Annotated in this window: 24 protein-coding genes; 17 read left to right on the forward strand and 7 right to left on the reverse strand. The window is 72.3% G+C overall.

Annotated features, from left to right (window positions below; all coding sequences use genetic code 11):
* Positions 1-31 precede the first annotated feature (31 nt).
* The 9 genes from Q0840_RS06150 to Q0840_RS06190 all read left to right on the forward strand — a co-directional run bounded on the left by Q0840_RS06150 (position 32) and on the right by Q0840_RS06190 (position 9,296).
* Positions 32-979, forward strand: a complete 948-nt coding sequence (locus Q0840_RS06150; RefSeq protein WP_298457576.1) for a DUF881 domain-containing protein — start codon at positions 32-34, stop codon at positions 977-979.
* The gene (locus Q0840_RS06155) at positions 976-1,308 is read left to right on the forward strand and encodes a small basic family protein (RefSeq protein ID WP_298457578.1); all 333 of its coding nucleotides are present in this window, start codon (positions 976-978) and stop codon (positions 1,306-1,308) included. The genes Q0840_RS06150 and Q0840_RS06155 overlap by 4 nt, the downstream gene beginning before the upstream one ends.
* Before the next feature lie 7 nt (positions 1,309-1,315).
* A complete protein-coding gene (locus Q0840_RS06160; RefSeq protein ID WP_298457581.1) occupies positions 1,316-2,092 on the forward strand; it encodes a DUF881 domain-containing protein in 777 nt (258 codons plus the stop codon).
* Between the two features lie 91 nt (positions 2,093-2,183).
* Positions 2,184-2,732 carry an FHA domain-containing protein gene (locus Q0840_RS06165; protein WP_298457585.1) on the forward strand — a complete coding sequence of 183 codons (549 nt, stop codon included), beginning with the start codon at positions 2,184-2,186 and terminating at the stop codon, positions 2,730-2,732.
* A gap of 163 nt (positions 2,733-2,895) precedes the next feature.
* A complete protein-coding gene (locus Q0840_RS06170) occupies positions 2,896-3,585 on the forward strand; it encodes a MerR family transcriptional regulator (RefSeq protein WP_298457935.1) in 690 nt (229 codons plus the stop codon).
* 29 nt (positions 3,586-3,614) lie between these two features.
* On the forward strand, positions 3,615-4,166 hold the full coding sequence (locus Q0840_RS06175) for a bifunctional nuclease family protein (RefSeq protein ID WP_298457936.1): 552 nt from the start codon (positions 3,615-3,617) through the stop codon (positions 4,164-4,166).
* A gap of 217 nt (positions 4,167-4,383) precedes the next feature.
* Positions 4,384-4,971: a MerR family transcriptional regulator gene (locus tag Q0840_RS06180; protein WP_298457588.1), complete on the forward strand. Its 588-nt coding sequence runs from the start codon at positions 4,384-4,386 to the stop codon at positions 4,969-4,971.
* A gap of 222 nt (positions 4,972-5,193) precedes the next feature.
* Positions 5,194-8,592 carry a pyruvate carboxylase gene (locus Q0840_RS06185; protein ID WP_298457590.1) on the forward strand — a complete coding sequence of 1,133 codons (3,399 nt, stop codon included), beginning with the start codon at positions 5,194-5,196 and terminating at the stop codon, positions 8,590-8,592.
* Positions 8,593-8,639: 47 nt separating this feature from the next.
* Positions 8,640-9,296 (forward strand): MBL fold metallo-hydrolase, encoded by a 657-nt coding sequence (locus Q0840_RS06190; protein WP_298457594.1) that lies wholly within the window; start codon positions 8,640-8,642, stop codon positions 9,294-9,296.
* Between the two features lie 39 nt (positions 9,297-9,335).
* Here Q0840_RS06190 and Q0840_RS06195 read toward each other — a convergent pair whose 3' ends face one another.
* On the reverse strand, positions 9,336-9,953 hold the full coding sequence (locus Q0840_RS06195) for a PilZ domain-containing protein (protein ID WP_298457596.1): 618 nt from the start codon (positions 9,951-9,953) through the stop codon (positions 9,336-9,338).
* Between the two features lie 238 nt (positions 9,954-10,191).
* Between Q0840_RS06195 and Q0840_RS06200 the strand changes: the two genes are divergently transcribed.
* Positions 10,192-10,338, forward strand: coding sequence for a hypothetical protein (locus Q0840_RS06200; protein ID WP_298457598.1), 147 nt, complete (start codon positions 10,192-10,194; stop codon positions 10,336-10,338).
* Here Q0840_RS06200 and Q0840_RS06205 read toward each other — a convergent pair.
* Together Q0840_RS06205 and Q0840_RS06210 are read right to left on the reverse strand one after the other, a co-directional pair.
* Positions 10,323-10,607 (reverse strand): hypothetical protein, encoded by a 285-nt coding sequence (locus tag Q0840_RS06205; protein WP_298457601.1) that lies wholly within the window; start codon positions 10,605-10,607, stop codon positions 10,323-10,325. The genes Q0840_RS06200 and Q0840_RS06205 overlap by 16 nt on opposite strands.
* Positions 10,608-10,699: 92 nt before the next feature.
* Positions 10,700-11,971, reverse strand: coding sequence for an AI-2E family transporter (locus tag Q0840_RS06210; RefSeq protein ID WP_298457604.1), 1,272 nt, complete (start codon positions 11,969-11,971; stop codon positions 10,700-10,702).
* 100 nt (positions 11,972-12,071) lie between these two features.
* On the opposite strand from Q0840_RS06210, the gene Q0840_RS06215 reads away from it, so the two are divergent.
* Both Q0840_RS06215 and Q0840_RS06220 read left to right on the forward strand, forming a co-directional pair.
* A complete protein-coding gene (locus tag Q0840_RS06215) occupies positions 12,072-12,251 on the forward strand; it encodes a PspC domain-containing protein (protein ID WP_298457606.1) in 180 nt (59 codons plus the stop codon).
* An 80-nt stretch (positions 12,252-12,331) separates the two neighbouring features.
* A complete protein-coding gene (locus tag Q0840_RS06220; RefSeq protein WP_298457608.1) occupies positions 12,332-13,285 on the forward strand; it encodes a mechanosensitive ion channel family protein in 954 nt (317 codons plus the stop codon).
* Between the two features lie 163 nt (positions 13,286-13,448).
* Here the strand turns inward: Q0840_RS06220 and Q0840_RS06225 are convergent, their stop codons facing one another.
* Together Q0840_RS06225 and Q0840_RS06230 are read right to left on the reverse strand one after the other, a co-directional pair.
* A complete protein-coding gene (locus tag Q0840_RS06225; protein WP_298457609.1) occupies positions 13,449-14,633 on the reverse strand; it encodes a hypothetical protein in 1,185 nt (394 codons plus the stop codon).
* Between the two features lie 141 nt (positions 14,634-14,774).
* Complete coding sequence (locus Q0840_RS06230) at positions 14,775-15,665, reverse strand: helix-turn-helix transcriptional regulator (protein WP_298457611.1); 891 nt, start codon at positions 15,663-15,665, stop codon at positions 14,775-14,777.
* A 102-nt stretch (positions 15,666-15,767) separates the two neighbouring features.
* Between Q0840_RS06230 and Q0840_RS06235 the strand changes: the two genes are divergently transcribed.
* Both Q0840_RS06235 and Q0840_RS06240 read left to right on the forward strand, forming a co-directional pair.
* Positions 15,768-16,811 carry an NAD(P)-dependent alcohol dehydrogenase gene (locus Q0840_RS06235; RefSeq protein WP_298457613.1) on the forward strand — a complete coding sequence of 348 codons (1,044 nt, stop codon included), beginning with the start codon at positions 15,768-15,770 and terminating at the stop codon, positions 16,809-16,811.
* A 101-nt stretch (positions 16,812-16,912) separates the two neighbouring features.
* Positions 16,913-17,302 (forward strand): pyridoxamine 5'-phosphate oxidase family protein, encoded by a 390-nt coding sequence (locus Q0840_RS06240; RefSeq protein ID WP_298457615.1) that lies wholly within the window; start codon positions 16,913-16,915, stop codon positions 17,300-17,302.
* Between the two features lie 752 nt (positions 17,303-18,054).
* Here the strand turns inward: Q0840_RS06240 and Q0840_RS06250 are convergent.
* Positions 18,055-19,290, reverse strand: coding sequence for an IS110 family transposase (locus Q0840_RS06250; RefSeq protein ID WP_298457621.1), 1,236 nt, complete (start codon positions 19,288-19,290; stop codon positions 18,055-18,057).
* A gap of 290 nt (positions 19,291-19,580) precedes the next feature.
* Between Q0840_RS06250 and Q0840_RS06255 the strand changes: the two genes are divergently transcribed.
* The 3 genes from Q0840_RS06255 to Q0840_RS06265 all read left to right on the forward strand — a co-directional run bounded on the left by Q0840_RS06255 (position 19,581) and on the right by Q0840_RS06265 (position 21,520).
* Positions 19,581-19,970 (forward strand): hypothetical protein, encoded by a 390-nt coding sequence (locus Q0840_RS06255; RefSeq protein ID WP_298457624.1) that lies wholly within the window; start codon positions 19,581-19,583, stop codon positions 19,968-19,970.
* A 356-nt stretch (positions 19,971-20,326) separates the two neighbouring features.
* Entirely contained in the window at positions 20,327-20,911 is a 585-nt protein-coding gene (locus Q0840_RS06260; protein ID WP_298457627.1) for a hypothetical protein, read from the forward strand.
* 240 nt (positions 20,912-21,151) lie between these two features.
* Entirely contained in the window at positions 21,152-21,520 is a 369-nt protein-coding gene (locus tag Q0840_RS06265; protein ID WP_298457629.1) for a hypothetical protein, read from the forward strand.
* A 209-nt stretch (positions 21,521-21,729) separates the two neighbouring features.
* Here the strand turns inward: Q0840_RS06265 and Q0840_RS06270 are convergent, their stop codons facing one another.
* Positions 21,730-22,470, reverse strand: a complete 741-nt coding sequence (locus Q0840_RS06270) for a hypothetical protein (protein ID WP_298457631.1) — start codon at positions 22,468-22,470, stop codon at positions 21,730-21,732.
* Between the last annotated feature and the right edge of the window lie 383 nt (positions 22,471-22,853).

The raw sequence follows: 22,853 nt of genomic DNA on the forward strand, positions 1-22,853 counted from the left end.
CACGGCGGCGCGCGGGCCCGTCGACGCGTCGATGACGCTCCTCAACGAGGTCATGCACCGACCGCTGGACCCCGGCTACGCCGAGGCCACCGAACGACGCCGGCGCGGTGAGGCGCCGGCGCTGCCCGCGTGGCGACGCGCCCTGCTCGCCGCCGTCGCGGTGGCGCTCGGCGTGGCGATGACCACGGCCGCGAGCACCCTGCGCGCCCCCCGGCCCGAGGCGGTGCAGGCACGCACCCTGCTGACCGCGCAGATCGCCGAGAGCAGCGCCGCCGCGGACGCCCTGCAGACGAGGACCGACGCGATGAGCCGGGAGATCGCCGAGCTGCGGACCGAGGCGCTGTCCGCGCAGGACCCGGCGCTCCTCGAGACGCTCGCGCGCGACGAGCTCACCTCCGGCACGGCGGCCGTCACCGGCCCTGGTCTGCGCCTGACGTTGGCGGACGCGCCGGTGGTCGAGGGCGACCCGGACGGCGCGGACCTGGACTTCCGCGTCCAGGACGTCGACGTGCAGGTCGTCGTGAACGGGCTGTGGGCGGCCGGCGCGGAGGCGGTCGCGATCGACGGGCAGCGGCTGACCGTGCTGACCGCCATCCGCACGGCCGGCAGCGCGATCCTGGTCGACCTCGCGCCGCTCAGCTCGCCGTACGTGGTGGAGGCGATCGGCGACCCGACCGCGATGCAGACCGCGTTCGCCCGGACGGCCGCGGGGCAGCACCTGTCCTCGCTGCAGAACACCTACGGGATCACCAGCCGCGTCAGCGCCGAGGACGCGCTGGCGCTGCCCGGCTCCTCCCGCACCCGCCTGCGCTTCGCCGAGCCGGTGGTCCCCGAGCCGGCCGACCCCGAGCTCGGCCCGGCGCCCGACCCGGAGCTCGACCCGCGCGCGGGGACCGCGGCCGGTCGCGGTGGCACGAGCCGGACCGCACTGCCCGATGTGGCATCGTCGGGGACTCGGGACGAGGGGAGCGGTTCGTGATCGCGGTGCTGGGCCTTGTCGTGGGCGTGATCGGCGGGATCGTCCTGCAGCCGACCGTGCCCCTGTCGGTCCAGCCCTACCTGCCGATCGCGGTGGTCGCCGCGCTCGACGCGCTGTTCGGTGGTCTGCGCGCCCTGCTGGACGGCATCTTCGACGACCGTGTCTTCGTCGTCTCGTTCCTGTCCAACGCCGTCGTCGCGGCCCTGATCGTCTTCCTCGGCGACCAGCTCGGCGTCGGCACGCAGCTCTCGACGGCCGTCGTGGTCGTGCTCGGGATCCGCATCTTCTCCAACGCGGCCGCGATCCGCCGCCACCTGTTCAAGGCGTGAGCGAGCCGTGAGCGTGACCGACCCGCCCGGCAGCCCCGACGCACCCGAGCCGCCGGACCGACGGTCCCCGTGGCGGACCATCGGGCAGGCGCTGCGCCCCCGCGGCTCGCGCTCGCAGCTGCTCGCCGGGCTGCTGTGCGCGCTGCTGGGGTTCGCCGTCGTCGTGCAGGTGCGTCAGAACCAGGTCGAGGGGCTGTCCCGGCTGCCGCAGTCCGAGCTCGTGCGCATCCTCGACCAGGCCAACCAGCGCACCGACGACCTCGAGCGGGAGGCCGCCGCCCTGGAGGCGACCCGGCAGGAGCTGCTCAGCGGGTCGGGCCAGCAGGCGGCTGCCCTGGAGGCCGCCACCGCGGCGGCCGAGACGCAGGGGATCCTGTCCGGCCGGCTGCCCGCGCAGGGTCCGGGGATCGAGCTGGTGATCTCCGACCCGCGCGGCGACATCACCCCGATCGCGCTGTTCAACGTGCTCGAGGAGCTGCGCAACGCCGGCGCCGAGGCGATCCAGCTCGACGACGTGCGGATCGTGGCGAGCAGCTACTTCACCGGCGCCCCGGGCGCGGTCGTCGTCGACGGCGTGCCGGTCGAGGCGCCGTACCGGTGGACCGTCATCGGCGACCCCGACACGATGGGGCCGGCGCTGGAGATCCCGGGTGGCGCGCTGGCGCAGATCCGCAACTACGGCGGGTCCGGCACCCCGCAGTCCCGCCTGCAGGTGGAGGTGACGGCCACCCGCGCCGTCCCCGAGCCACGGTTCGCCACCCCGCTGCCCGCGGACGAGGGATGAGGGCTGCACCGCTCGGGGCTGACCCCATAGTGTGTGCTCACATCCGTGCCGGCACGCGCCGCCGGAACCACCACCACGCTCGGGAGGCGAGATGACGGACGGCCCTCAGGTGCCCGATCCCGTGCGCGACGGCAGCACACCGGGGCACGGCGGGTCCCATTCCGTCAGCGGGTCGCGCAGCAGCGCCGAGACCACGGTCAACCTGGGCAACCTCGGCAACCTGGGCACCGTCGACCAGGAGCCCGAGGCCCTGGCGCCCGCCGGTCTGACGCCGGACGACACCGCCGCGGTGCGAGCGCTGCCGCCGACCTCGGCGCTGCTCATCATGCAGCGGGGCCCCAGCGCCGGCGCCCGCTTCCTGCTCGACGCCGAGCGCACGGTCGCCGGCCGGAGCGTGGACGCGGACATCTTCCTCGACGACGTGACCGTCTCGCGCCGGCACGCCGAGTTCGTGCGGCAGGGCGACGACTTCGTGGTGCGCGACGTCGGCTCGCTGAACGGCACGTACGTCAACCGTGACCGGATCGACGCGGCGGTGCTGCGCGGCGGTGACGAGGTGCAGATCGGCAAGTACCGGCTGACGTTCCACCCCAGTCCCCGCCGGGACGCGGGCGGCGCCGGCGCACCCGCGCAGCCGTGAGCCGCGTGCGGAGCCTGCGGGACCGGCGGACGAGCCGGCGCACGAGCCGGTCTGGGGACCGGTGGTGAGCCCGGCCCAGGACCGCGCCCGGTCCGACGTCCCCGGCCGCGACGCGTCGTCGGCGCCACGGCGCCCGCACGTCGTCGAGCCGTGGCCGCGCGGGATCTCCCGGCGGGCCTCCATGCGGATCTCCGACGTGCTGGGCGCGCTGCAGCTCGAGTTCCCCACGGTGACCAACTCCAAGCTCCGGTTCCTCGAGGAGCAGGGCCTGGTCGAGCCCGTGCGCACCCAGGCCGGCTACCGCCAGTACAGCCCCGCGGACGTCGAGCGGCTGCGGTTCGTGCTGCGCCAGCAGCGCGACCGGTACCTGCCGCTGAAGGTGATCGGCGAGCAGCTCGCCGCCCTCGACGCCGGCGAGGAGGACGAGTCGCCCGCGCCCGCGCGCCTGGCGACCGCCGACGGCGTCCGGCAGGCGCCCACCGTCGCCGGACGCTTCACCCCCGCCGCCCTGGCGGCGGAGGCGGGCGTCGAGGAGAGCGTGGTCACCGAGCTGGTCGAGGCGGGCGTGCTCCGACCCGGCACCCACGGCCACTTCGACCTGTGGGCGCGCGACGTCGTCGTGCTGGCCGCCGCACTGCGCGAGCACGGCATCGACGCGCGCCACCTGCGGGGCTTCCGGGCCGCCGCCGACCGTCAGGTCGACCTCGTGGAGCAGGTCGTCGCGCCGTGGCGCGGCCAGCACACCAGCTCCTCGCGGGCGCGCGCCGCGACCCTCGCGGCCGAGCTCGGCGAGCTGTGCGGTCAGCTGCACACGGTGATGGTGCGCGCCGGGGTCGCGGACCTTGCGCCGTGACGCTGCGGGCGTCGTAGCGTGGGGCTGTGATGGGCGACGACGAGGGCATGGTGCCGGTCGAGGTCGTCGGCGTGCGCCAGCACCTGGTCGACGACGAGATCGTGGTGCTGCTGCTCGACCCGGCCGCGGAGCTGTTCGTGCCGATCCTCATCGGCCCCACCGAGGCGACCGCGATCGCCACCGCGCAGGCCGGGGTCATCGCCCCCCGGCCCATGACGCACGACCTGCTGCGTGACGTCCTGGCCGCCCTTGACGTCCGGCTGACGCGGGTCGAGATCACGTCGCTGACCGACGGCGTTTTCCATGCCGCGCTCGTCCTGGGCACCGGCGTGCGGGTCGACTCCCGGGCGTCCGACGCCATCGCCCTCGCGGTACGCACCGGCAGCCCCGTCCTGTGCGCCGCGCAGGTGGTCGCGCTGGCCGGGGTCGAGGTGTCGGCGAAGCCCGCCGAGCAGGAGCTCGAGCGGTTCCGGGAGTTCCTCGACCACGTCAGCCCGGAGGACTTCGACGAGGGCGACGACGACCCGCCCCCCGCCGGCGGGCCCGGACGCGGCCCCGGTCCGGGCGGCGGCCTGCCCTGACCGCGTCCTGAGCAGACCTTCGACCTCAGGTCGACGGTCAGACACGCCGCGAGCGACACGCGGCCCGCGTGTCGAGGGCTGCGTCGTTGACCGGCTCCCCGCGTCGGCCTAGCGTGCAGAATGACATCCGTAGCACTCGACCCCGACGACCCGTGTCGTCACCCGGTCGGGAGCGCCGAACCCGGCGGGTGCGCAGAGGTCTGGACTTGGAGGACGCGTGAGCGGCAGCGGAGAGTCCCTGGAGGCCGCCGGCGGTGTCCCGCAGCGCGCCCAGGGCCTGTTGTTCGGTGACGAGCTCCCCGACCTCGACGAGACGACGGGGTACCGCGGCCCGACCGCCTGCCGCGCCGCCGGGATCACCTACCGCCAGCTCGACTACTGGGCCCGCACCGGCCTGGTCGAGCCGGGGATCCGCCCGGCGACCGGCTCCGGGACCCAGCGGCTGTACAGCTTCCGCGACATCCTCGTGCTCAAGGTCGTCAAGCGCCTGCTCGACACCGGCGTGTCCCTGCAGCAGATCCGCACCGCGGTCGCGCACCTGCGCGAGCGCGGCGTGGAGGACCTGGCGCAGATCACCCTGATGTCGGACGGCGCGTCGGTCTACGAGTGCACGTCCGCCGACGAGGTCATCGACCTCGTCCAGGGCGGGCAGGGCGTGTTCGGCATCGCGGTCGGCCGGGTGTGGCGCGAGGTCGAGGGCACGCTCGCCGAGCTGCCGACCGAACGCGCGGAGGACGAGGCGCAGGTGCCGACCGCCGCCGAGGACGAGCTCGCCCGGCGACGTCAGGCCCGCACGGCCGGCTGAGCCGGCTCCAGCCGGCTCCCGTCGGGTCCGGTCGGGCTCCGCCCGGGACCGGGCAGCGGCCCGGCACGCCATCTGGACCGGTGACGCGGCATGTCACCCCGCCGTGGGAGGATCGCCGCCGTCAGCACAGCCGACGGCACGCCGTGGCTTCCCACCGGCAGGTCCGCCGCCGATCCGTGGGTCCGCCCGGTGCGCCACCCGACCGATCGGATGGAGTCAGACGTGTTCTCGAAGGTCCTCGTCGCGAACCGCGCAGAGATCGCCGTACGGGCGTTCCGTGCCGCCTACGAGCTCGGCGCCCGCACGGTCGCCGTCTTCCCGCACGAGGACCGCAACTCCGAGCACCGGCTCAAGGCGGACGAGGCGTACCCGATCGGGGCGCCGGGTCACCCGGTCCGGGCCTACCTGGACATCGAGGAGATCATCCGCGTCGCCCAGGACGCCGGCGCGGACGCCGTCTACCCCGGGTACGGCTTCCTGTCGGAGAACCCCGCGCTGGCCCGGGCGTGCCAGGACGCCGGGATCACCTTCGTCGGGCCGCCGGCCGACGTGCTCGAGCTCGCGGGCAACAAGGTCCGGGCGCTGAAGGCGGCCCGCGAGGCCGGCATCCCGGTGCTCGAGTCCTCCGAGCCGTCGTCGGACGTCGACGAGCTCGTCGCCGCGGCGGACCGGATCGGGTTCCCCGTCTTCGCCAAGGCGGTGGCCGGCGGCGGCGGGCGGGGCATGCGCCGCGTCGACCGCCGCGAGGACCTGCGCGAAGCGCTGTCGGCGGCCATGCGTGAGGCGGACAGCGCCTTCGGCGACCCGACGATGTTCCTCGAGCAGGCCGTGCTGCGGCCCCGTCACATCGAGGTGCAGATCCTCGCCGACGGGACCGGCGAGGTCGTGCACCTCTTCGAGCGCGACTGCTCGGTCCAGCGACGGCACCAGAAGGTCATCGAGATCGCGCCCGCGCCCAACCTCGACCCGGCGATCCGCGACGCGCTGTGCCGCGACGCCGTGACCTTCGCGCGCAGCATCGGCTACCAGAACGCCGGCACCGTGGAGTTCCTCGTCGACACGGTCGGTGAGCGTGCCGGCCAGCACGTGTTCATCGAGATGAACCCGCGCATCCAGGTCGAGCACACCGTGACCGAGGAGGTCACCGACATCGACCTGGTGTCCTCGCAGATGCGGATCGCCGCGGGGGAGACCCTCGCCGACCTCGGCATCAGCCAGGACACCGTCCACGTCAACGGGTTCGCCCTCCAGTCCCGCATCACCACCGAGGACCCGGGCAACGGCTTCCGCCCGGACACCGGCCGGATCGTCGCCTACCGCTCGCCGGGCGGCGCGGGCGTCCGGCTGGACGGCGCCACCGCGACCGCCGGCGCCGAGATCACCGGTCACTTCGACTCCATGCTCGTCAAGCTCACCTGCCGCGGCCGGGACTTCCCGACGGCGGTCCGGCGCGCCCGGCGGGCGCTGGCCGAGTTCCGCATCCGCGGGGTCCGGACCAACATCCCCTTCCTGCAGGCCGTCCTGGCCGACGACTCGTTCGTCGCCGGCGACCTCGCGACGTCGTTCATCGACGAGCGCCCGGAGCTGCTCGCCGCGCGCCGCAGCGCGGACCGCGGCACCAAGCTGCTGTCCTTCCTCGGCGACGTCACGGTCAACAAGCCGAACGGTCCGGCGCCGTCGCTCGTCGACCCGACGGTCAAGCTGCCCGCGATCGACCTCTCGGCGCCCGCGCCGGACGGCAGCCGGCAGCGCCTGCTGGAGCTCGGGCCGGAGGGCTTCGCGGCCTCGCTGCGCGCGCAGTCGACCGTCGGCGTGACCGACACGACGTTCCGGGACGCCCACCAGTCGCTGCTGGCGACCCGGGTCCGCACCCTGGACCTGGTCGCCGTCGCGCCGTACGTCGCCCGGCTCACCCCGGGTCTGCTGTCGGTCGAGGCGTGGGGTGGCGCCACGTACGACGTCGCGCTGCGCTTCCTCGGTGAGGACCCCTGGGACCGGCTGGCCGCGCTGCGCGAGGCGCTGCCGAACGTCGCGATCCAGATGCTGCTGCGCGGACGCAACACCGTCGGCTACACCCCGTACCCCACCGAGGTGACGGACGCGTTCGTCCGCGAGGCGACCGCGACCGGGATCGACATCTTCCGCATCTTCGACGCGCTGAACGACGTCGAGCAGATGCGTCCGGCCATCCAGGCCGTCCGGGAGGCCGGGACCCCGGTCGCCGAGGTCGCGCTGTGCTACACCGGCAACCTGCTGGACCCCGCCGAGGACCTGTACACCCTCGACTACTACCTGCACCTGGCCGACCGGATCGTCGAGGCCGGCGCGCACGTGCTGGCGATCAAGGACATGGCCGGCCTGCTGCGCCCGGCCGCCGCGACGCGGCTGGTCACGGCGCTGCGCGAGCGGTTCGACCTGCCGGTGCACGTGCACACCCACGACACCGCCGGCGGCCAGCTCGCGACCCTGCTCGCGGCCACGGCCGCCGGGGCCGACGCCGTCGACGCCGCCAGCGCCGCGATGGCGGGCACCACGAGCCAGCCGTCGATGTCGGCGCTGGTCGCGGCCCTGGAGCACACCGACCGCGACACCGGCCTCGGGCTGCGCGCGGTCTCCGACCTCGAGCCGTACTGGGAGGCCGTCCGGCGGCTGTACCGGCCGTTCGAGTCCGGGCTGCCCGGCCCGACGGGCCGGGTCTACGACCACGAGATCCCCGGCGGCCAGCTGTCGAACCTGCGGCAGCAGGCGATCGCGCTGGGCCTGGGGGACCGGTTCGAGGACATCGAGTCGACCTACGCGGCCGCGGACCGCATCCTCGGGCGCCTGGTCAAGGTGACGCCGTCGTCGAAGGTGGTCGGCGACCTGGCGCTGCACCTCGTGGCGCGCGGCGCGGACCCGGCCCAGTTCGCCGAGGACCCGGCGTCCTTCGACATCCCCGACTCGGTGGTGAGCTTCCTGTCCGGTGAGCTGGGCGACCCGCCCGGCGGCTGGCCGGAGCCGTTCCGGACCAAGGCCCTCGCGGGGCGGACCGTGCGTCACGGCGTCACCCCGCTGACGGACGAGGACCGCACCGAGCTCGCGGGGGACTCCGCCACCCGGCGTGACCGGCTGAACCACCTGCTGTTCCCCGGCCCCACCAAGGAGTACGAGTCGGCCCGCGCCGCCTACGGCGACGTGTCGGTGCTGACCACCAGCAGCTACCTGTACGGCATGCAGGCGGGTGACGAGCTCGAGATCGCCCTGGAGCGGGGCGTGCGGCTGCTCGTCGGCCTGGAGGCGGTCGGCGAGCCGGACGAGCGGGGCATGCGCAGCGTCATGTTCACCCTCAACGGGCAGCTTCGTCCGCTGCAGGTGCGTGACCGCACGGTCGACGTCGACGTGGCCACCTCGGAGAAGGCCGATCCGGGCGTGCCGGGGCACATCGCGGCGCCGTTCGCCGGTGCGGTCACGCCCGTGGTCCAGGAGGGGCAGAGCGTCCAGGCCGGCCAGACGGTGGCGACGGTCGAGGCGATGAAGATGGAGGCCGCGATCACCACGCCGGTCGCCGGCAAGGTCACCCGGCTCGCGATCGGGGCGGTGCAGCAGCTCGAGGGCGGCGACCTCGTCCTCGTGGTCGGCTGACCGCTCTCGACGGGTACGCCCGGCGTGCCCGTGGCAGGGTGAGCGGCATGGACCTCACCCTGCTCGGGCACGCCTGCGTCCGCTTCGACAAGGACGGGTCGCGACTCGTCATCGACCCCGGCGCGTTCAGCGCCACCGACGCCCTGGAGGGCGCCGACGCCGTGCTCGTGACCCACGAGCACGTCGATCACGTCGTCCCCGACGAGCTCCGGGCCGCCCTCACCGGCCGTCCCGAGCTGCAGGTGTGGGCGCCCGAGGCCGTGGTCCGCGCGGTGGTGGGCGACGACGACGCCGTGGCCGGGCGCGTGCACACCGTCAGCCCGGGCGACCACGTGGACGCTGCCGGGTTCGGCGTGGACGTCGTGGGGGACAAGCACGCCGTCATCCACCCGGAGGTGCCGCAGGTCGCCAACGTCGGCTACCTGGTGGACGGAACCGTGCTGCACCCGGGCGATGCGTTCACGGTGCCGGACGGCGAGGTGGAGCTGCTGCTGGTCCCGGTCGCGGCTCCGTGGCTCAAGACCGCCGAGGCGATCGACTACGTCCGGGCCGTCGACGCGCGCCGGGCCGTGCCCATCCACGACGCGATCCTGGCCGACGCCGGCCGGGCCCTGGTCGACGGGCTGCTGGGGGAGCGGGGCCCCGGGACCGGCGGCACCGAGTACACCCGCGTGCCGAGCGGCGAGACGATCACCCTCGGCTGACCCACGGCGACGTCGACCGACCCGGGGCGACGCGCCGGGTCAGTCGTCGTCGCCGGCGCGGAACCGCCGGGCGATCTGCTCGCTGAGCACGTACCGGTGCAACGCGTCGGCCTCGCGCTGGGTGGTGCCGACCAGGCGGCAGCCGTAGCGGTATCCCCGCGGCGCCTCCTCGCGGCGCAGCACCTCGGCGACCAGCGACAGGTCGTCGAAGTCGGTGCGCAGCTGGAACCCGACCCGCTGACCCTCGGTGAGCGGGACGTGGCAGTGCAGGCGCACCCCCGTCGCGCTCAGGTCGATGATGGCGGCCTCGATCGGCGGGTCGAGGTCGACGGGCCGGTCGTCGACGACCTGGTACTCCAGCGTGACGCTCAGGTCCGTGCCGACCCGGACGATGGCGCGCTGCTGGTAGGCCGAGAGCAGGGCGAGCTCGTCCAGGACGAGCAGCTCGTCCTGGCGCGTGCGCACGACGACGGCGTAGTCGCGGCGCCCGCGCGACTCCTCGAACGTGCGCAGGACGATGCTTGCGCCGGGCTCGGGGACGCCGTCGACGCCGTCGTGGAGCCGGACCTCCAGGGACAGACCGCTGTCGACGCGGACGGTGCCGTGGGCGACCTCCTCGTCGTCGACGAGCACGGTGCAGGGACTACCTTCGAGCACGCGCTCTTCACTCCTCGGACGCCGGCGGACAACGCAAGGGGGCCAGCCTAGGAGTTTGCAGGCGTCGTCGTGCAACCAGCACGGCCGAGGACACGCGGTCCGGTCGCGCGGTTCACCTGTGCGGCGCAGCCCGCGCCGGTGTCGGTCGACCGACGTACCGTGGCGTCATCCCGGCGCGGGCCTTCGGTCGGCCACCCGCCGGTCCTGCCCGTCACGCACGCACCCGGAGGACCACCCGATGTCCCAGTCCCCGTCGCACGACGACGTCCCGCAGCTCGAGCCCGACGAGACGGTGCCGCCGCGGCCGGAGGAGGAGATGGCCGACGTCGCCCGGTCCGAGCCGGACCACCGGGCGGCCGGACGCGACGATCAGCGCGACCGGTAGGCGCGCAGCAGCGTCACGATGCCGTACCCGGCCGCCGCCAGCCCCAGGCCGGCGACCAGCCAGTTGAGCCACACCGGGTCCGGCCCACGGAGGGCGTCCAGCTGGTAACCGACGACCACGGCGCCGATGACGAGGGCCAGGGTCGGGGACCACCACCAGCGGTCCCGCAGCGCGGTGCCGGGAGCGGCCGGTGCCGGGCCCGGCGCCGCCGGGTGGGGCCCGCGTGCGGGGGAGGGGCGCCGGGGACGATCGGGGTCGTGGTCGGTCATGGACCCCAGGATCTCATCCGGGCGGCGGCGCCCCGGGTGGTGCCGCCGCGTGGCTCGCCACGCGCGACCCCCGGCTGCCGGGCCCCGCGGGGTCAGGACCCGGGCGCGTCGACCGGGGGCTCGGCGGGTGCGGGCGGCGGAGGCGGGTCGACGTGCAGCGGCGGGTGGGGCCCGTCGAGTCGTTCGCGCCCGTACCGCACGATCGCCGTCCCGACCGCCACGACCGGCACGGCGAGGAACGCGCCGACGATGCCGAACAGGGAGCCGCCCGCCGTGACCGCCAGGATCACCAGGGCCGGGTGCAGGTCGAGCGTGTGACCCACCAGGATCGGCTGCAGCACGTTGCCCTCGAGCTGCTGCACCACGAGGACCAGGGCGATCACGATGAGCGCCGCCGTCGGCCCGTTGCTGACCAGGGCGACCAGCGCGGCCAGGATGCCGGTGACCGTGGCGCCGATGATCGGGACGAAGGCGCCGAAGAAGATCAGCACCGACAGCGGCAGCGCCAACGGCACACCGATCACCAGCAGTCCGATGCCGATCGCGACCGCGTCGACCAGACCCACGAGGGCCTGTGCGCGGATGAACCCGCTCAGCGTGGTCCACGACCGGCGTGCGACCTCGGCGGCGTGCGGCGCGGCGTGCGGGCCGGCGAGCGCGGACATCCACGGCAGGAACCGGGGGCCGTCCTTGAGCATGAAGAAGCACAGCACGACGGCCAGCAGCGCCCCGACCAGGATCGAGCCGACCGTGGTGACGCCGGACAGCACGCCACCGGCGATGGTCTGGGCGTTGCCCTGCAGCCAGCCGCCGATCTGGTCGACCGCCTGGTTGACCGCCTGGCCCACCTCGTTCTCGGCCAGGTTGAACGGCGGACCGGTGACCAGGTTCTGCAGGTCCTCGAGGCCGCCCGTGGTCGCGTCGGCCAGCTCCTCGACGTAGGTGGCGATCTGCGGTGACAGCCACACCACCAGCCCGGTGAGCACGGCGATCGCCGCGACGACGACCAGCAGGGAGGCGAGTGCGTCCGGCATGACCCGGCGCAGCAGCCGGGTGGGCGGCCACAGCACCGTGGCCAGCAGCACGGCCAGCGCCAGCGGCAGCACGATCACCCACAGCCGCCCGAGCACCCACCACAGGACCGCGAGCGCGGCCGCCGTGAGCAGGAAGCGCAGGCTCCAGGTCGCGACGATCGACGACGCCGTCCCGAGCCGGGCATCCCGGCGGTCCGAGCGCAGCCCCCGGTGCGCCGGCTGCGGGTCCCGTCGCTGCCCGCCGTGCCGGTCGCCGGTGCCGGTGTCGTCGTCGCGGCCGTGTGCGTCGCCGGTGGCGGCGTCGTCGAGGTGTTCTGCTGCGGTGCTCACACCGCACACCATGGCGTGCCCGGCGGCCCCCGGCCACTCCGTCGTGCAGCCGGGCGCGTGCGACCGCCTCCGGGCGGCGATCTGCGCGTAGCGTGCCGGCATGAACCCACGACTGGTCCGACCCCGTCGCAGCAAGGTCATCGCCGGCGTCTGCGCCGGTCTCGCCCAGCGCTTCGGGCTGCCGAAGCTCCTCGTCCGGGTGGGCTTCGTCATCTTCGGTCTCGTCGGCGTCGGCGAGCTCGTCTACATCGCCCTGTGGATCCTCATCCCCAAGGAGTGACCTCCGCCGGGCGCCGACCTGCACGCGGCCGCGCGACCGAGCACGCGCGCCGTCCGGGGTGATCGGGGAGACTCGCGGACATGCGCATGGACCTCGAGCTGCTCGCGCGCGCCGGGCTCGCGCGGGCGGACGCCCCGGACGTGCCGGACCTGCAGGCAGCGCTGGACCTGCCGCCCGTGGAACCGATCCAGCTGGCGCTCGGTGCCGCCGTCATCGTCGTCGGGCTCCTGGTGGCGAGGCTGCTGCGCGTGCTCACCCACTGGTGGTGGCGTCGCCGGCGGACCGACTCCTACGCGCGCGTGTTCTCGACCCTGGTGGCCTACGGGTTCGGCGTGCTGGCCACCGGTGTGGGGCTGACCATCGCGTTCCCCAGCGTGCAGCCGGTCGACGTGCTCGGTGGCCTCGGCATCGCCTCGGTCGCCATCGGGATCGCCTTCCAGAACGTGCTGTCCAACCTGTTCGCCGGCGTCCTGATCCTGCTGCGCGAGCCCTTCCGGGCCGGGGACCAGATCGCGGTCGCCGACGTGCGGGGGACCGTGGAGGAGGTCAACCTCCGCGAGACGGTGGTCCGCACCTTCGACGGCCGCCGGGTCCTCGTGCCGAACAGCACCGTGCACGGCGAGGTGCTCACGGTGCAGACCGGCTACACCCACATCCGCACGACCGTCGTCGTGGGAGTCGACTACGCCACCGACCTGGCGCGGGCCCGGTCGCTGATCCTCGACGCGGTCCAGGCCGTGCCGGGTGTGACCCCGGACCCAGCGCCGCAGTGCCTGCTGACGGAGCTCGCACCGTCGACCGTGAACTTCGACGTCCGGTTCTGGTCCGGGGCCCGCCAGCTCGAGGCGATCGAGACGCGCGACCGGGTCATCGAGGCGGTCGCCCGGGCACTCGACGCCGCCGGTGTCGAGATGCCACCGGAGATCCGCCTCGTCCAGCCGTCCGCCGAGCTCGCCTCGTTGCTGGCCCGGGCCGCCGACGGCCCCGCGACCGACGACGACCCGGCCGGAGGCCGCTCCGCGCACCGGTCCTGACCCCTGCCCGGCGTCCGGTTCGAGCACATCGACGTGGGCGGTGTGCCGTCACCACACCACCGAGGACGCTCAGCGCGAGTCGGACCAGGCTCGCCGCGTCCTGATCGTGCTCCGCCCAGCGTTCCGCCTCCGTCGTCGGCCACCGGGGTGTGCGCGCACGCTGTCAGAACGTGTCGGCGGGGCCGATCACGCCGTCGCACGTGTCGGCGAAGACCATGATGACCGACATCTCCCGCCGGTCGGCGTACACCGTGCCGGACACGGAGTAGGTCGCCTCGTTCCGCGCGAAGCGATCGATGACGTCCTCGGCGCCGGCGTCCCAGAGCTCACAGGTGATCTCGCTCGTCTCCTCGTCGACGATGGCGTCGTAGCCCTGCTGCGGGATGAGGAGGTCGTTCGAGTCGTACCGCAGCACGCGTCCGTCCGTCAGGCGGATCGTGTTGGCCCTGACGTTGATGGACGCGAGCGTCCCGAGAACCTCCTCGACCGGCGGCCCGGCGGCTCCGGCGGCCAGTGGTTGCCACGCCGGCGCCCAGCAGGGGTCCTCGGCCTCGACCGTCGACAGGTGGACGCCGGAGACGGTCATGATCTGGCAGTCCGCGTTGTCGTCGGGCCGGGACGGTGAGCCGCCGGCGTACAGGAAGAACCGACCGTCCGGTGACCAGACGACGTCCGTGGCCAGGTACTCGTCCAGGACCACTTCCCGCGCGCCGGTGGGCACCTTGGCGTGGGCGATCCTCTCGTCGCGCACGTACGCGATGCGCTTGCCGTCGGGGGAGTAGTCCGGCTGCCCGGCGCCCGGGACGAGGAGCTTGGCGCCGACCGTCGTGCCATCGGGGCGGATCTGCCCCTGCGAGGGTGCGACCCACACCCCCTCGGGACGCTCGTAGGCGATCTTCGAGCCGTTCGGGCTCCACGTCGGATTCGTGCCGGTGGCGATCGTCCGCAGAAGGGTTCCCGTGGCCGCGTCGAGGACCTGCAGACTCGAGCCGCCGACGGCGATCTCATCACCGTCCGGGGACCACGCCAGACCCGTGAACGACCCGCTGGCCAGCTCGCGAGCGGTGCAGTCGGCCGTGACGACGACCCACAGGCCGTCCTCGGTGGTGACCGCGACCTCGCGGCCGTCGGGGGAGTAGGCGATGCTGCCGGCCCCCGCGTCGGTGAACGGGGCCGGCCCTTCGCCCTCGAACCCGGTGAAGCACGGGACCTCGAGCATGACCTGCTGGATGAAGGACACCCGGCCGTTCTCGCCCGGGTACTGCGCCTGAGCCGGTGCCGCACCGGCCACGGCTGCCAGGCCTGTCACCGCCGCGGCGGTGATGATCGCTCGGTTCGTGCGACGCACGTGCGCCCCCTCTGATCGGACGGCACCGCCGCCCCCACGACGAGGTGTGCCACGAGCGTCCTCCGACCGAAGACCCGCGTCCAGCCCGGGAGCGTCCAGCTCGCCTCCAGACCGAGTACGACATTCCAGGCGGCGTTGCGGTCAGGCGCGGTGCTCCTTCGCCTGCACCCGGGCCTGTTGTCCGGTCGGCATCGACCACGCGGCGAGTAGGTGCAGTGCGTCGGCGGAGGGGCTGCCTGGCTCGGCCGCGTTGACGTACATCGTCAGGCCGGGCGTGCCCGCGAGAGCGACGGTCTCGTAGGCCAGGTCGAGGTCTCCGACGATCTCGTGGTGGACCCGCTTGGTCCCCGCGCGGTGCTCGTGCACGTTGCGCGCGGCCCATCGGACGCGGAAGTCCTCGGACCGGGTGGCGAGCTCGCCGATCAGGTTGGATAGGTCGGCGTCGAGGGGGTTCGTCGCTGCGGCCATGTGGAGCATCGCCGCGCTGTCGCTGGCGACCTGGTCCCAGTCGCGGTAGAAGGATCGCGCACCTGGGTCGAGGTGGATGTAGCGGGCGTGGTTGTGGGCGCTGACCGGGCTGGAGAGCAGGCCGGAGTACAGGGCTCGCGCGAGCGCGTTGGTGGCCACGACGTCGGCCCGGTCGTTCTGGACGATCGCGGGCAGGTCGGCCATCTGGTCGAGGATCAGCTGCAGCGTCGAGCGGACGGCCGGCGCAGATGGCTGCCGAGCCCTCGTCCGGTGCGGATTGGTGCGGCTGCCGCGGGCGAGGTGGAAGAGGTGGCGACGTTCCAGGTCGTCGAGCTGGAGCGTGTCGGCGATCGCGTTCAGTACTTCGTCCGACGCGCCGACCGCGTCACCGCGCTCGAGCCGGGTGTACCAGCTCACGCTCACCCCGGCCAGGACCGCCAGCTCCTCGCGGCGCAGGCCGGGGACCCGGCGGGCGCCGCCGCCGGCGGGGAGCCCGGTGTCCTCGGGGCGGATCCGCGCGCGTCGGGTCGCGAGGAACTCCCGCATCTCGGTCCTGTTGTCCACGATTTCGACTCTAGGTGCGACTCGGAGGATGCGGGAGTCACTGCGAGTGACTCCATCAAGCAGCCCTGCCACGTTCCGGTGCGCGGCGTTCTGATGGATGTCATGACCACGACTGCACGCGCCTACGCCGCCACCTCGCCTACCGATCCCTTCACCCCGACCACGATCGAGCGCCGCACGGTCGGACCGCACGACGTGCGTATCGACATCGCCTACTCGGGCATCTGTCATTCCGACATCAGCACCGTGCGCGGTGCCTGGGGACCGGCCACCTACCCGCTCGTGCCCGGACACGAGATCGTCGGCACCGTCGCGGAGGTCGGCTCCGCGGTCACCCGGCACCAGGTCGGCGACCGGGTCGGCGTCGGGTGCATGGTGAACTCCTGCCGGGAGTGCGACAACTGCCGCGCCGGCCTGGAGAACTACTGCCTCAACGGTGCCACCTTCACCTACGGCAGCGTCGACCGTGACGGCACCATCACCCAGGGCGGCTACGCCACCGAGGTCGTCGTCGTGGAGGACTTCGTCGTCAGCGTCCCCGAGAACATCCCCTACGAGGCCGCCGCCCCGCTGCTGTGCGCCGGCGTGACCACCTACTCGCCCCTCGCCCACGCGCACGTCGGCCCCGGCACGAAGGTCGCCGTCGTCGGTCTGGGCGGCCTCGGCCACCTCGCCGTGAAGTTCGCCCACGCCATGGGCGCCGAGGTCACCGTGCTGTCGCAGACCCTCAGCAAGCAGGACGACGGCCTGCGCCTCGGCGCCGACCACTACTACGCCACCAGCGACGCCGAGACGTTCACGACGCTGGCCAACAACGTCGACCTGATCGTCAACACGATCAGCGCACCGGTCGACCTCCACGCGTACCTGTCGCTGCTCGCCCTCGACGGCACGATGGTCAACCTCGGCGCCCCTGCCGAGCTGCTGCCCGTCTCGGTCTTCACCCTCATGGCGAACCGCCGCTCCCTCTCGGCCTCCTCCATCGGCGGCATCACCGAGACCCAGGAGATGCTCAACTTCTGCGCCGAGCACGACATCGCACCCGAGGTCGAGCTCATCACCGCGGCCGACATCGACACCGCGTTCGAGCGCGTGCTGAAGTCCGACGTCCGCTACCGGTTCGTCATCGACGCCGCGACCATCTGACCGTCGCGGCATGGGCGGGCGGCCGCAGCAGTGCGAGCCGCCCGCCCACGTCGTCCGCAGCGCTCCCACACCTGAACGCGAGAACAGAGGTTCCCGACCCCATGCACCACGATCTCGACGAACGGCTCACGCACGCACAGATCGCCTGGTTCTCCTCCGTGCGACCCGACGGCTCACCGCACACCGTGCCGGTCTGGTTCATCCACGACGACGAGAGCATCTGGGTCGCCAGCGCCCCCTCCAGTCGCAAGGTCGCCAACGTCAGCCGCAACGACCGGGTCGCGATCGCGATCGACGGCTCCGCCCCGCGCACCCTGGTCGCGCAGACCAGCGTCGAACTCATCGACGACCCCGAGGAGCACCCCAGCATCGTCGCCGGCTACGCCCGGAAGTACAGCGGGTACGACCTCACCGACCACTCCGTGGCCGGCCCGCTCGTGCTCATGCGCCTGACCATCACGCGATGGCTGCTGGACGGGTCCGCCCAGTAGCGCCGCGCATCGAGCGCACGGGGTCGACACCGGTCGCCCCGGCCACGACGACCCGGCGCACACCGTGAGACCGGAGAACCACTGATGACGGAACGACGCATGATCCTGGGCACGTTCTTGGGGAACGACTTCGGCTCGCACGCGGGCGCCTGGCGGATGCCGCACGTGGATCCCGGCGCCTACACGAGCAATCGAGGCCGATCGCCCTCGTCGCAGCCCAGGTCGACGGTCAGGTCGTCGGGATCTTGGGGAACTGTTCACCGCTTTGTCCCTCAACCCGCCGCTGGTCTCGATTTCGTTCGCTCGAAGCTCGACGACCTGGCCACTGCTCCGGCGCGCGCAGCAGTGGGGGATCACGCGCCCAGCGGTCGCAATGTCATAATGTCCATTATCGGCGGTCTCGACTCGGCCAGGGGAGCGGGCTGTCAGGTGCCGCTCGACGCCCACCGGCTAGCGTGCGATACCGCACCGAAGGCGGCGCGATCGGCGAGGTCACCACTGACATGCGCATGCGACTGGTGGAGGCCGGTCCCGACTGCTCGTAGGTTTGCACCATCGCGACCCGATCGTGGCCACGGACACTCCGCCACCGGACACGAACACCCATGGCCTCGTGCTGCCCCATCGGAACTCGTGAGCATCATCCACGGTCGCCACTTCGCAGCTCAGATGCGTCGCACAGGGCGTACCCCATCGCGACGCCCGGACGACGGACGATGCACGGTCATGGCTCCCTTCTGTTGCGGCGGCTGTCAACCGGTCGTGATGCGGACCTGTCGGGCGGCCGCCGGCGTCGCTAGCGTGGTGGCAGCGGGTCCGGGAAGTGGCTGGTCCGAAGTGCCGGTGTGCGGGGGCAGGCCGGCCGCGCTGGATTGAAGAGTCGCCCCGCTGTGCCCTCCCGGACCCGCCTCGACCACTGTCGTCTCGGTGTCGACGGCGTCCCTGACGAGCTGCCGGTAGATGACATCGGACAGCCGCCGCTTGAGGCACCGCATCGCTTCCAGCGGTCGCTTTCCGGCGGCCCTCTTGCGGTCGTAGTACGCCTTACCCAGGGTGCCCTGGTGGCGCATCTGGACCGTCGCGGCGATGTGCAGCACGTGGTTCAGCCGCCGGTTCCCGGCCCGCGACAGCCGGTGGCGTTGGTGGGCACCGGACGAGGCGTCGATCGGTGCGGTGCCAGTCCAGGACGCGAAGTGGTGCCGGGACGGGAACCTGGCCACGTCCCCGACGTCGGCCAAGATCCGTCCCGCGCCGGCGGGGCCGATGCCGGGCAGGTCCATCAGGTGCGACCCGCGGGCCAGGACGGCGGTCTTGATCTCGGCGGTGAGCTCCTTGACCCGCACGTCCAGACGGTGGGCTTCGGTGAGTTCCTCGGCCAGCATCCGCCGCCGCACCCGGCCTGCGGCGTCGCGCGGGCGGATGCCGGCCAATAGCGCCTGGTACTGGGCGATGGACTTCTTCGTCGGCGCCCCACCTGGTGTGACCTCGGCAAATAGCCGGTGCGCGCGGTTGAGGGACTGGGTGCGGGCGGCGGCGAGCTCGTCGCGGCGGTCGACCAGCAGCCGCAGGACCTCGAGGTCCTCGTCGATGACGACCTCCCGTAGTCGCTTGTCGCGCAGGGCCACCATGACGATGGCGTGCGCGTCGTGGGAGTCGGTCTTGCGGCCCTGCCCGGTGTCGAACACCCGCGACCGGGCCGACAGCTTCGCCGGGACGTCGACGACCCGCTCCCCGCTCGCGACGAGCCGGGCGACCAGGGCGCGTCCGACCCCGCGGGCGCCCTCGACCGCCCACACGCGCCGGGGCCACTGCCGGGCGACCTTGACCATCGCGGCGTGCCCGGCGGCCGTGGTCGGGAACGTGCCGGTGGCCCGCAGGATCTCTCGGGTGTCGCGGGCCTCGATGGTCACCGACGCCTTGTGCGGGTCAACGCCGATGACGACCACGTCGCCGGAGCCGAGCCCTTCCTCGTGCTGTGCTTCGTGCATGCCGTCCTCCACCTTGAGAACCGGCGCCGGCCAGGGCTGACCGACGCGCAGGCGGGGACGGGCAACGCTGTTTCGAGCAGAGCAGACCCTTCGTGAGCCACACCCCCGCCGCGGTGCCCGGCCCGGACGCACTCCATGAAAGAGCCACACCGAACGCACCGGTGGGCAGCCGCGATCAGAGCGACCCGGCCCGGGCACCTACCCGAGACTGACCGGCCAGCCAGCACCCGAGCAACAAACAGCCGCCGTTCGGGCGCGCTCCCGGCCAGCTGGCCAGACACGATGGGCTCATGGGCGCCACTGTCAGCATCGCTACACCACTCGGCCCGTTGAGAGCCGGCATCGACGTAGCCGGAGCCACCCGGCAGGACCCGTCACGTCAGTCCACCATGGCGACCGGCGCGCAGGTCCTGGTCTGGGCGGACGTCGGAGGGCTCGTCGTCGACGCACTAACCAGCCGCGTCGCTCCGTTCGCCGGCGCAACCCTTGATCTGCCAGAAACACAGATGTGGGGTATCGAGTGGCGCCTTTATGCCGCGAGGAAGACGACCGATATCACCGTCTTCGCGCTCCTCCCGGACGACGTCGCCTCAGGATCTATCGGCGGTGACGAGGGGCTCGTCACTAGCGAATTCGCCACAGCGGACTGGTCGTTGGCGATCGGCGGTCCCGACGAATAAACCCTCGTGGGTTTGGCGCGGGAGGCGGGGGTGCCGGCCTCTTGGCAAGGCCTGGACGTGCCATCGGAAGACGCCTCAGGCGGCAGGGGTCTCGTATGGCGCCTACCCGCACTGAGCGGTGAAGATACCGCCCGCCTGCATGTCGCCGTTGCATGGTGTCGCACAGGGCACCCTCGTAGCACCGACGCGCCATGGCTGGCCGTCGACACGACTCCGTCCGCTATTCGGGCAGCCGCTGGTGTCGCGACGCCTACCGAGCGCCGCCGAATGGCTCGAGGTACGTGACTCAGCGGGGCGTCCGGACATGCCACACTCCGCGCGCGATGCCAGATCAAACGGCTGAGAGGATCGCCTCCATGAGCGATGGCGCGAGTGACTCAAGTACGTCGCTACTGGCGGATGCTGTCAGCATCTGGCGGCTTGTGCCTGAGACAGTCGGTGACGTGATCGACGCAGCGACTCAGTGCCTCGTCGACGGAGTTGACTCTCCGACGCTGCGCGAGCTCGCGGGAGCCTCTCCGAAGGAGTCGTGGTCGGTGTTGGAGGGCCTGGTCGAGGCAACCATGGAGGAGCTGGGGATAGCTGAGCTCCTGGTCGCGGACCGGCAGGACGCAGCCCTTAGGGCCATGGCGCGGCGGTTTCGGGCGCAACGAGTGACAGCGCGGGAGTTCGCGAACTGGGTCGAGAATCACATCGGCATCGAGGGGACACCGGATGCTGGTGTCTTCATCGAGTTGAGCGACATGTACGACGAGGCCGACTACACCGGAGTGACGTTCGAGGAGTTCGAGCGCGAGGTCACCGAAGAGGCCGATGCGCTGCTGAGCGGTTCGCCGTCACTTCGTCGGGACACGTTGAGGGTGGCGCCGAACACGCCGAGCACCCGCGAGCAACCGCGCTCGTTGAGCGCCCTCAGGCGGCGGCTTCCACGGTTGTTCTGAGCGCCGGCAGCGTCCGCACACGCCGCTACGCGGTCGCGGGCTCTCGGCGCAGGGGGGCCGTCCACCGGACGGCTCCGCGCTCGTGCCGATGAGTGCGAGGTCGGCGGAGCATGCTCCGACGCCCGTGACGCAGGTCGACTCGGCTACGCGCGGATCGCTCAGGTGGTTGTGTGGTCGGTCGAGGCGGCGCTAGGGACTCGACTCGCGCGTCGGACGGTAAGGAAGGGCTGGTGCTCGCACGTGACCTATGTGGCGGCGCTGGTCGCCAGCATCGCGCTATTCGCGTTGATAGCGCGCGAGGAGAAGCACGTCGGCACCGCACGTGTTGTCAGTTTCACGTCTACCGTCGCCGCGTTGGGTGTCGCTGCGCATGTGAAGGGCGTGATTAGGGGCTATCCGGCGCCAGAATCGACGGCGCTGATGATGGCCGTTGCCTACGCCGGAACCATCATCGTAACGCTGGGTCGCCCCGGCTTGCTCATCTTCGAAGCCGACAGGTCGCTTGACAGGTCGCAACTCAGCGCGCGGGGAAGGCAAATTGTTCGCCGGTCGCCATGGTTGATCATTACGGCGCTACTGCTATGCGCCCTTCCGTTCTTCGAGTTCTAGTTCGGATATGTGCTGCAGCTAGCGTCGTGCGGGCGCAAGCGGCCACGAGCCAGGCGCTCGCTCATGCCGCTGTCACGGTGCACCGCCCGGCGGCCGCGCATCCCGTCGCGCTCGTGCCGCTGAGTGCTCGGCGGCTGGTGCCCGGGTTGGCGTGTCGCACGGCACGGTGGCTCTACGGGCCGCAGCTCACCGGTCAGGATGTTCTGAGATCAGTCGTGCACGAAAGAGCGCCACGCCCGGTCCGCGATCGCTTCGGCGTTGCGCACTCGACCAACATTTCGACAATGGAGGTAATCCAACTCCGGGCAGCTTTGCAGCACGGCGAAGTCCAGATCGTCTGGCTGCGCCGGCGGCTGGGTAGCCCATAGGTCCAGCCTGCGCAAGGCCGGAAGTTGGCCGAGTCCGTCGATGCCCGCCGGGAAGACGCTGTCCGTCTCCAACTCCTCCAATATCGCCGGCGGCTCCGTCCACCCCATCCGCAGCCGGGTGCGCCTGCCGTTGATCCGTACCCGTCTCAGGCTCTTGCACCCGTCCAGCACGGCAAGGTCTGACGCCCTGTAGCTGTCCAGCCAAACGTGCTCCAGGCTTGGACACGCGCTCAGACTGCCCTCGATCAAACTGGCCGACGCATGCAACGACTTAAGGGCCGGCAGCGCACCAGTCTGCAGTCGTCGGCGCCCCGCACGGCCGGACAGGCTCAATTGCTCGAGATTGCGCAGCAGCGCCTCCGGGACCACTGGGACGACTTTCGTCCACAGCGCATTGAAGGCCTTGAGCGGAGGGCCGGCCTCGGCCAGCACGTCGACGGATGCCTGCACGTCCATCTGCGGGTCGTGGCCTAGCAAGTCGACGGCAACGACACCCCGGTCGGCCATCTCGGCAAGGTCGTCACGGGTAAGGGTGCGTTCGTAGGTGGCCGTCCGGTAGTCGCCGAACTGGTCGATCCTCACTGCGCGACCCGCCCCGCTGAGGCGAACACGAACGCTCCCAAGGACGTCCACGAGCGGTTAGCGGGCACGCCCGGGAGCATAGGCGTCGGGGGCCTCGCACGTCCGCACATGCCGCGTTGAGAGCGGCTGCCCTCGCCCGGACCGGCCAAGCCGCCGGGGCCAGCGCCCGCGGCTGCCACCGCCCGTGCAGCGCTCGCGTCACAGCCCTCGGTTGTCCTTCGCGGACCTACGAACGACAGATCACCAAGCTCTACGGACGGCCTTGACGAGATCCGTGGCCGCCTTCTGTACCTGTGAATCTTTCGCGACCTGGACGATGCGCTCGGCGTTGCGGACGACTACAACTGCCGCCACCTTTGCGACGTTTCCCATTCTCCGAGCTC

This window comes from uncultured Cellulomonas sp. (genome assembly GCF_947494015.1).
In the GTDB taxonomy this organism is placed as follows: Bacteria; Actinomycetota; Actinomycetes; order Actinomycetales; family Cellulomonadaceae; genus Pengzhenrongella.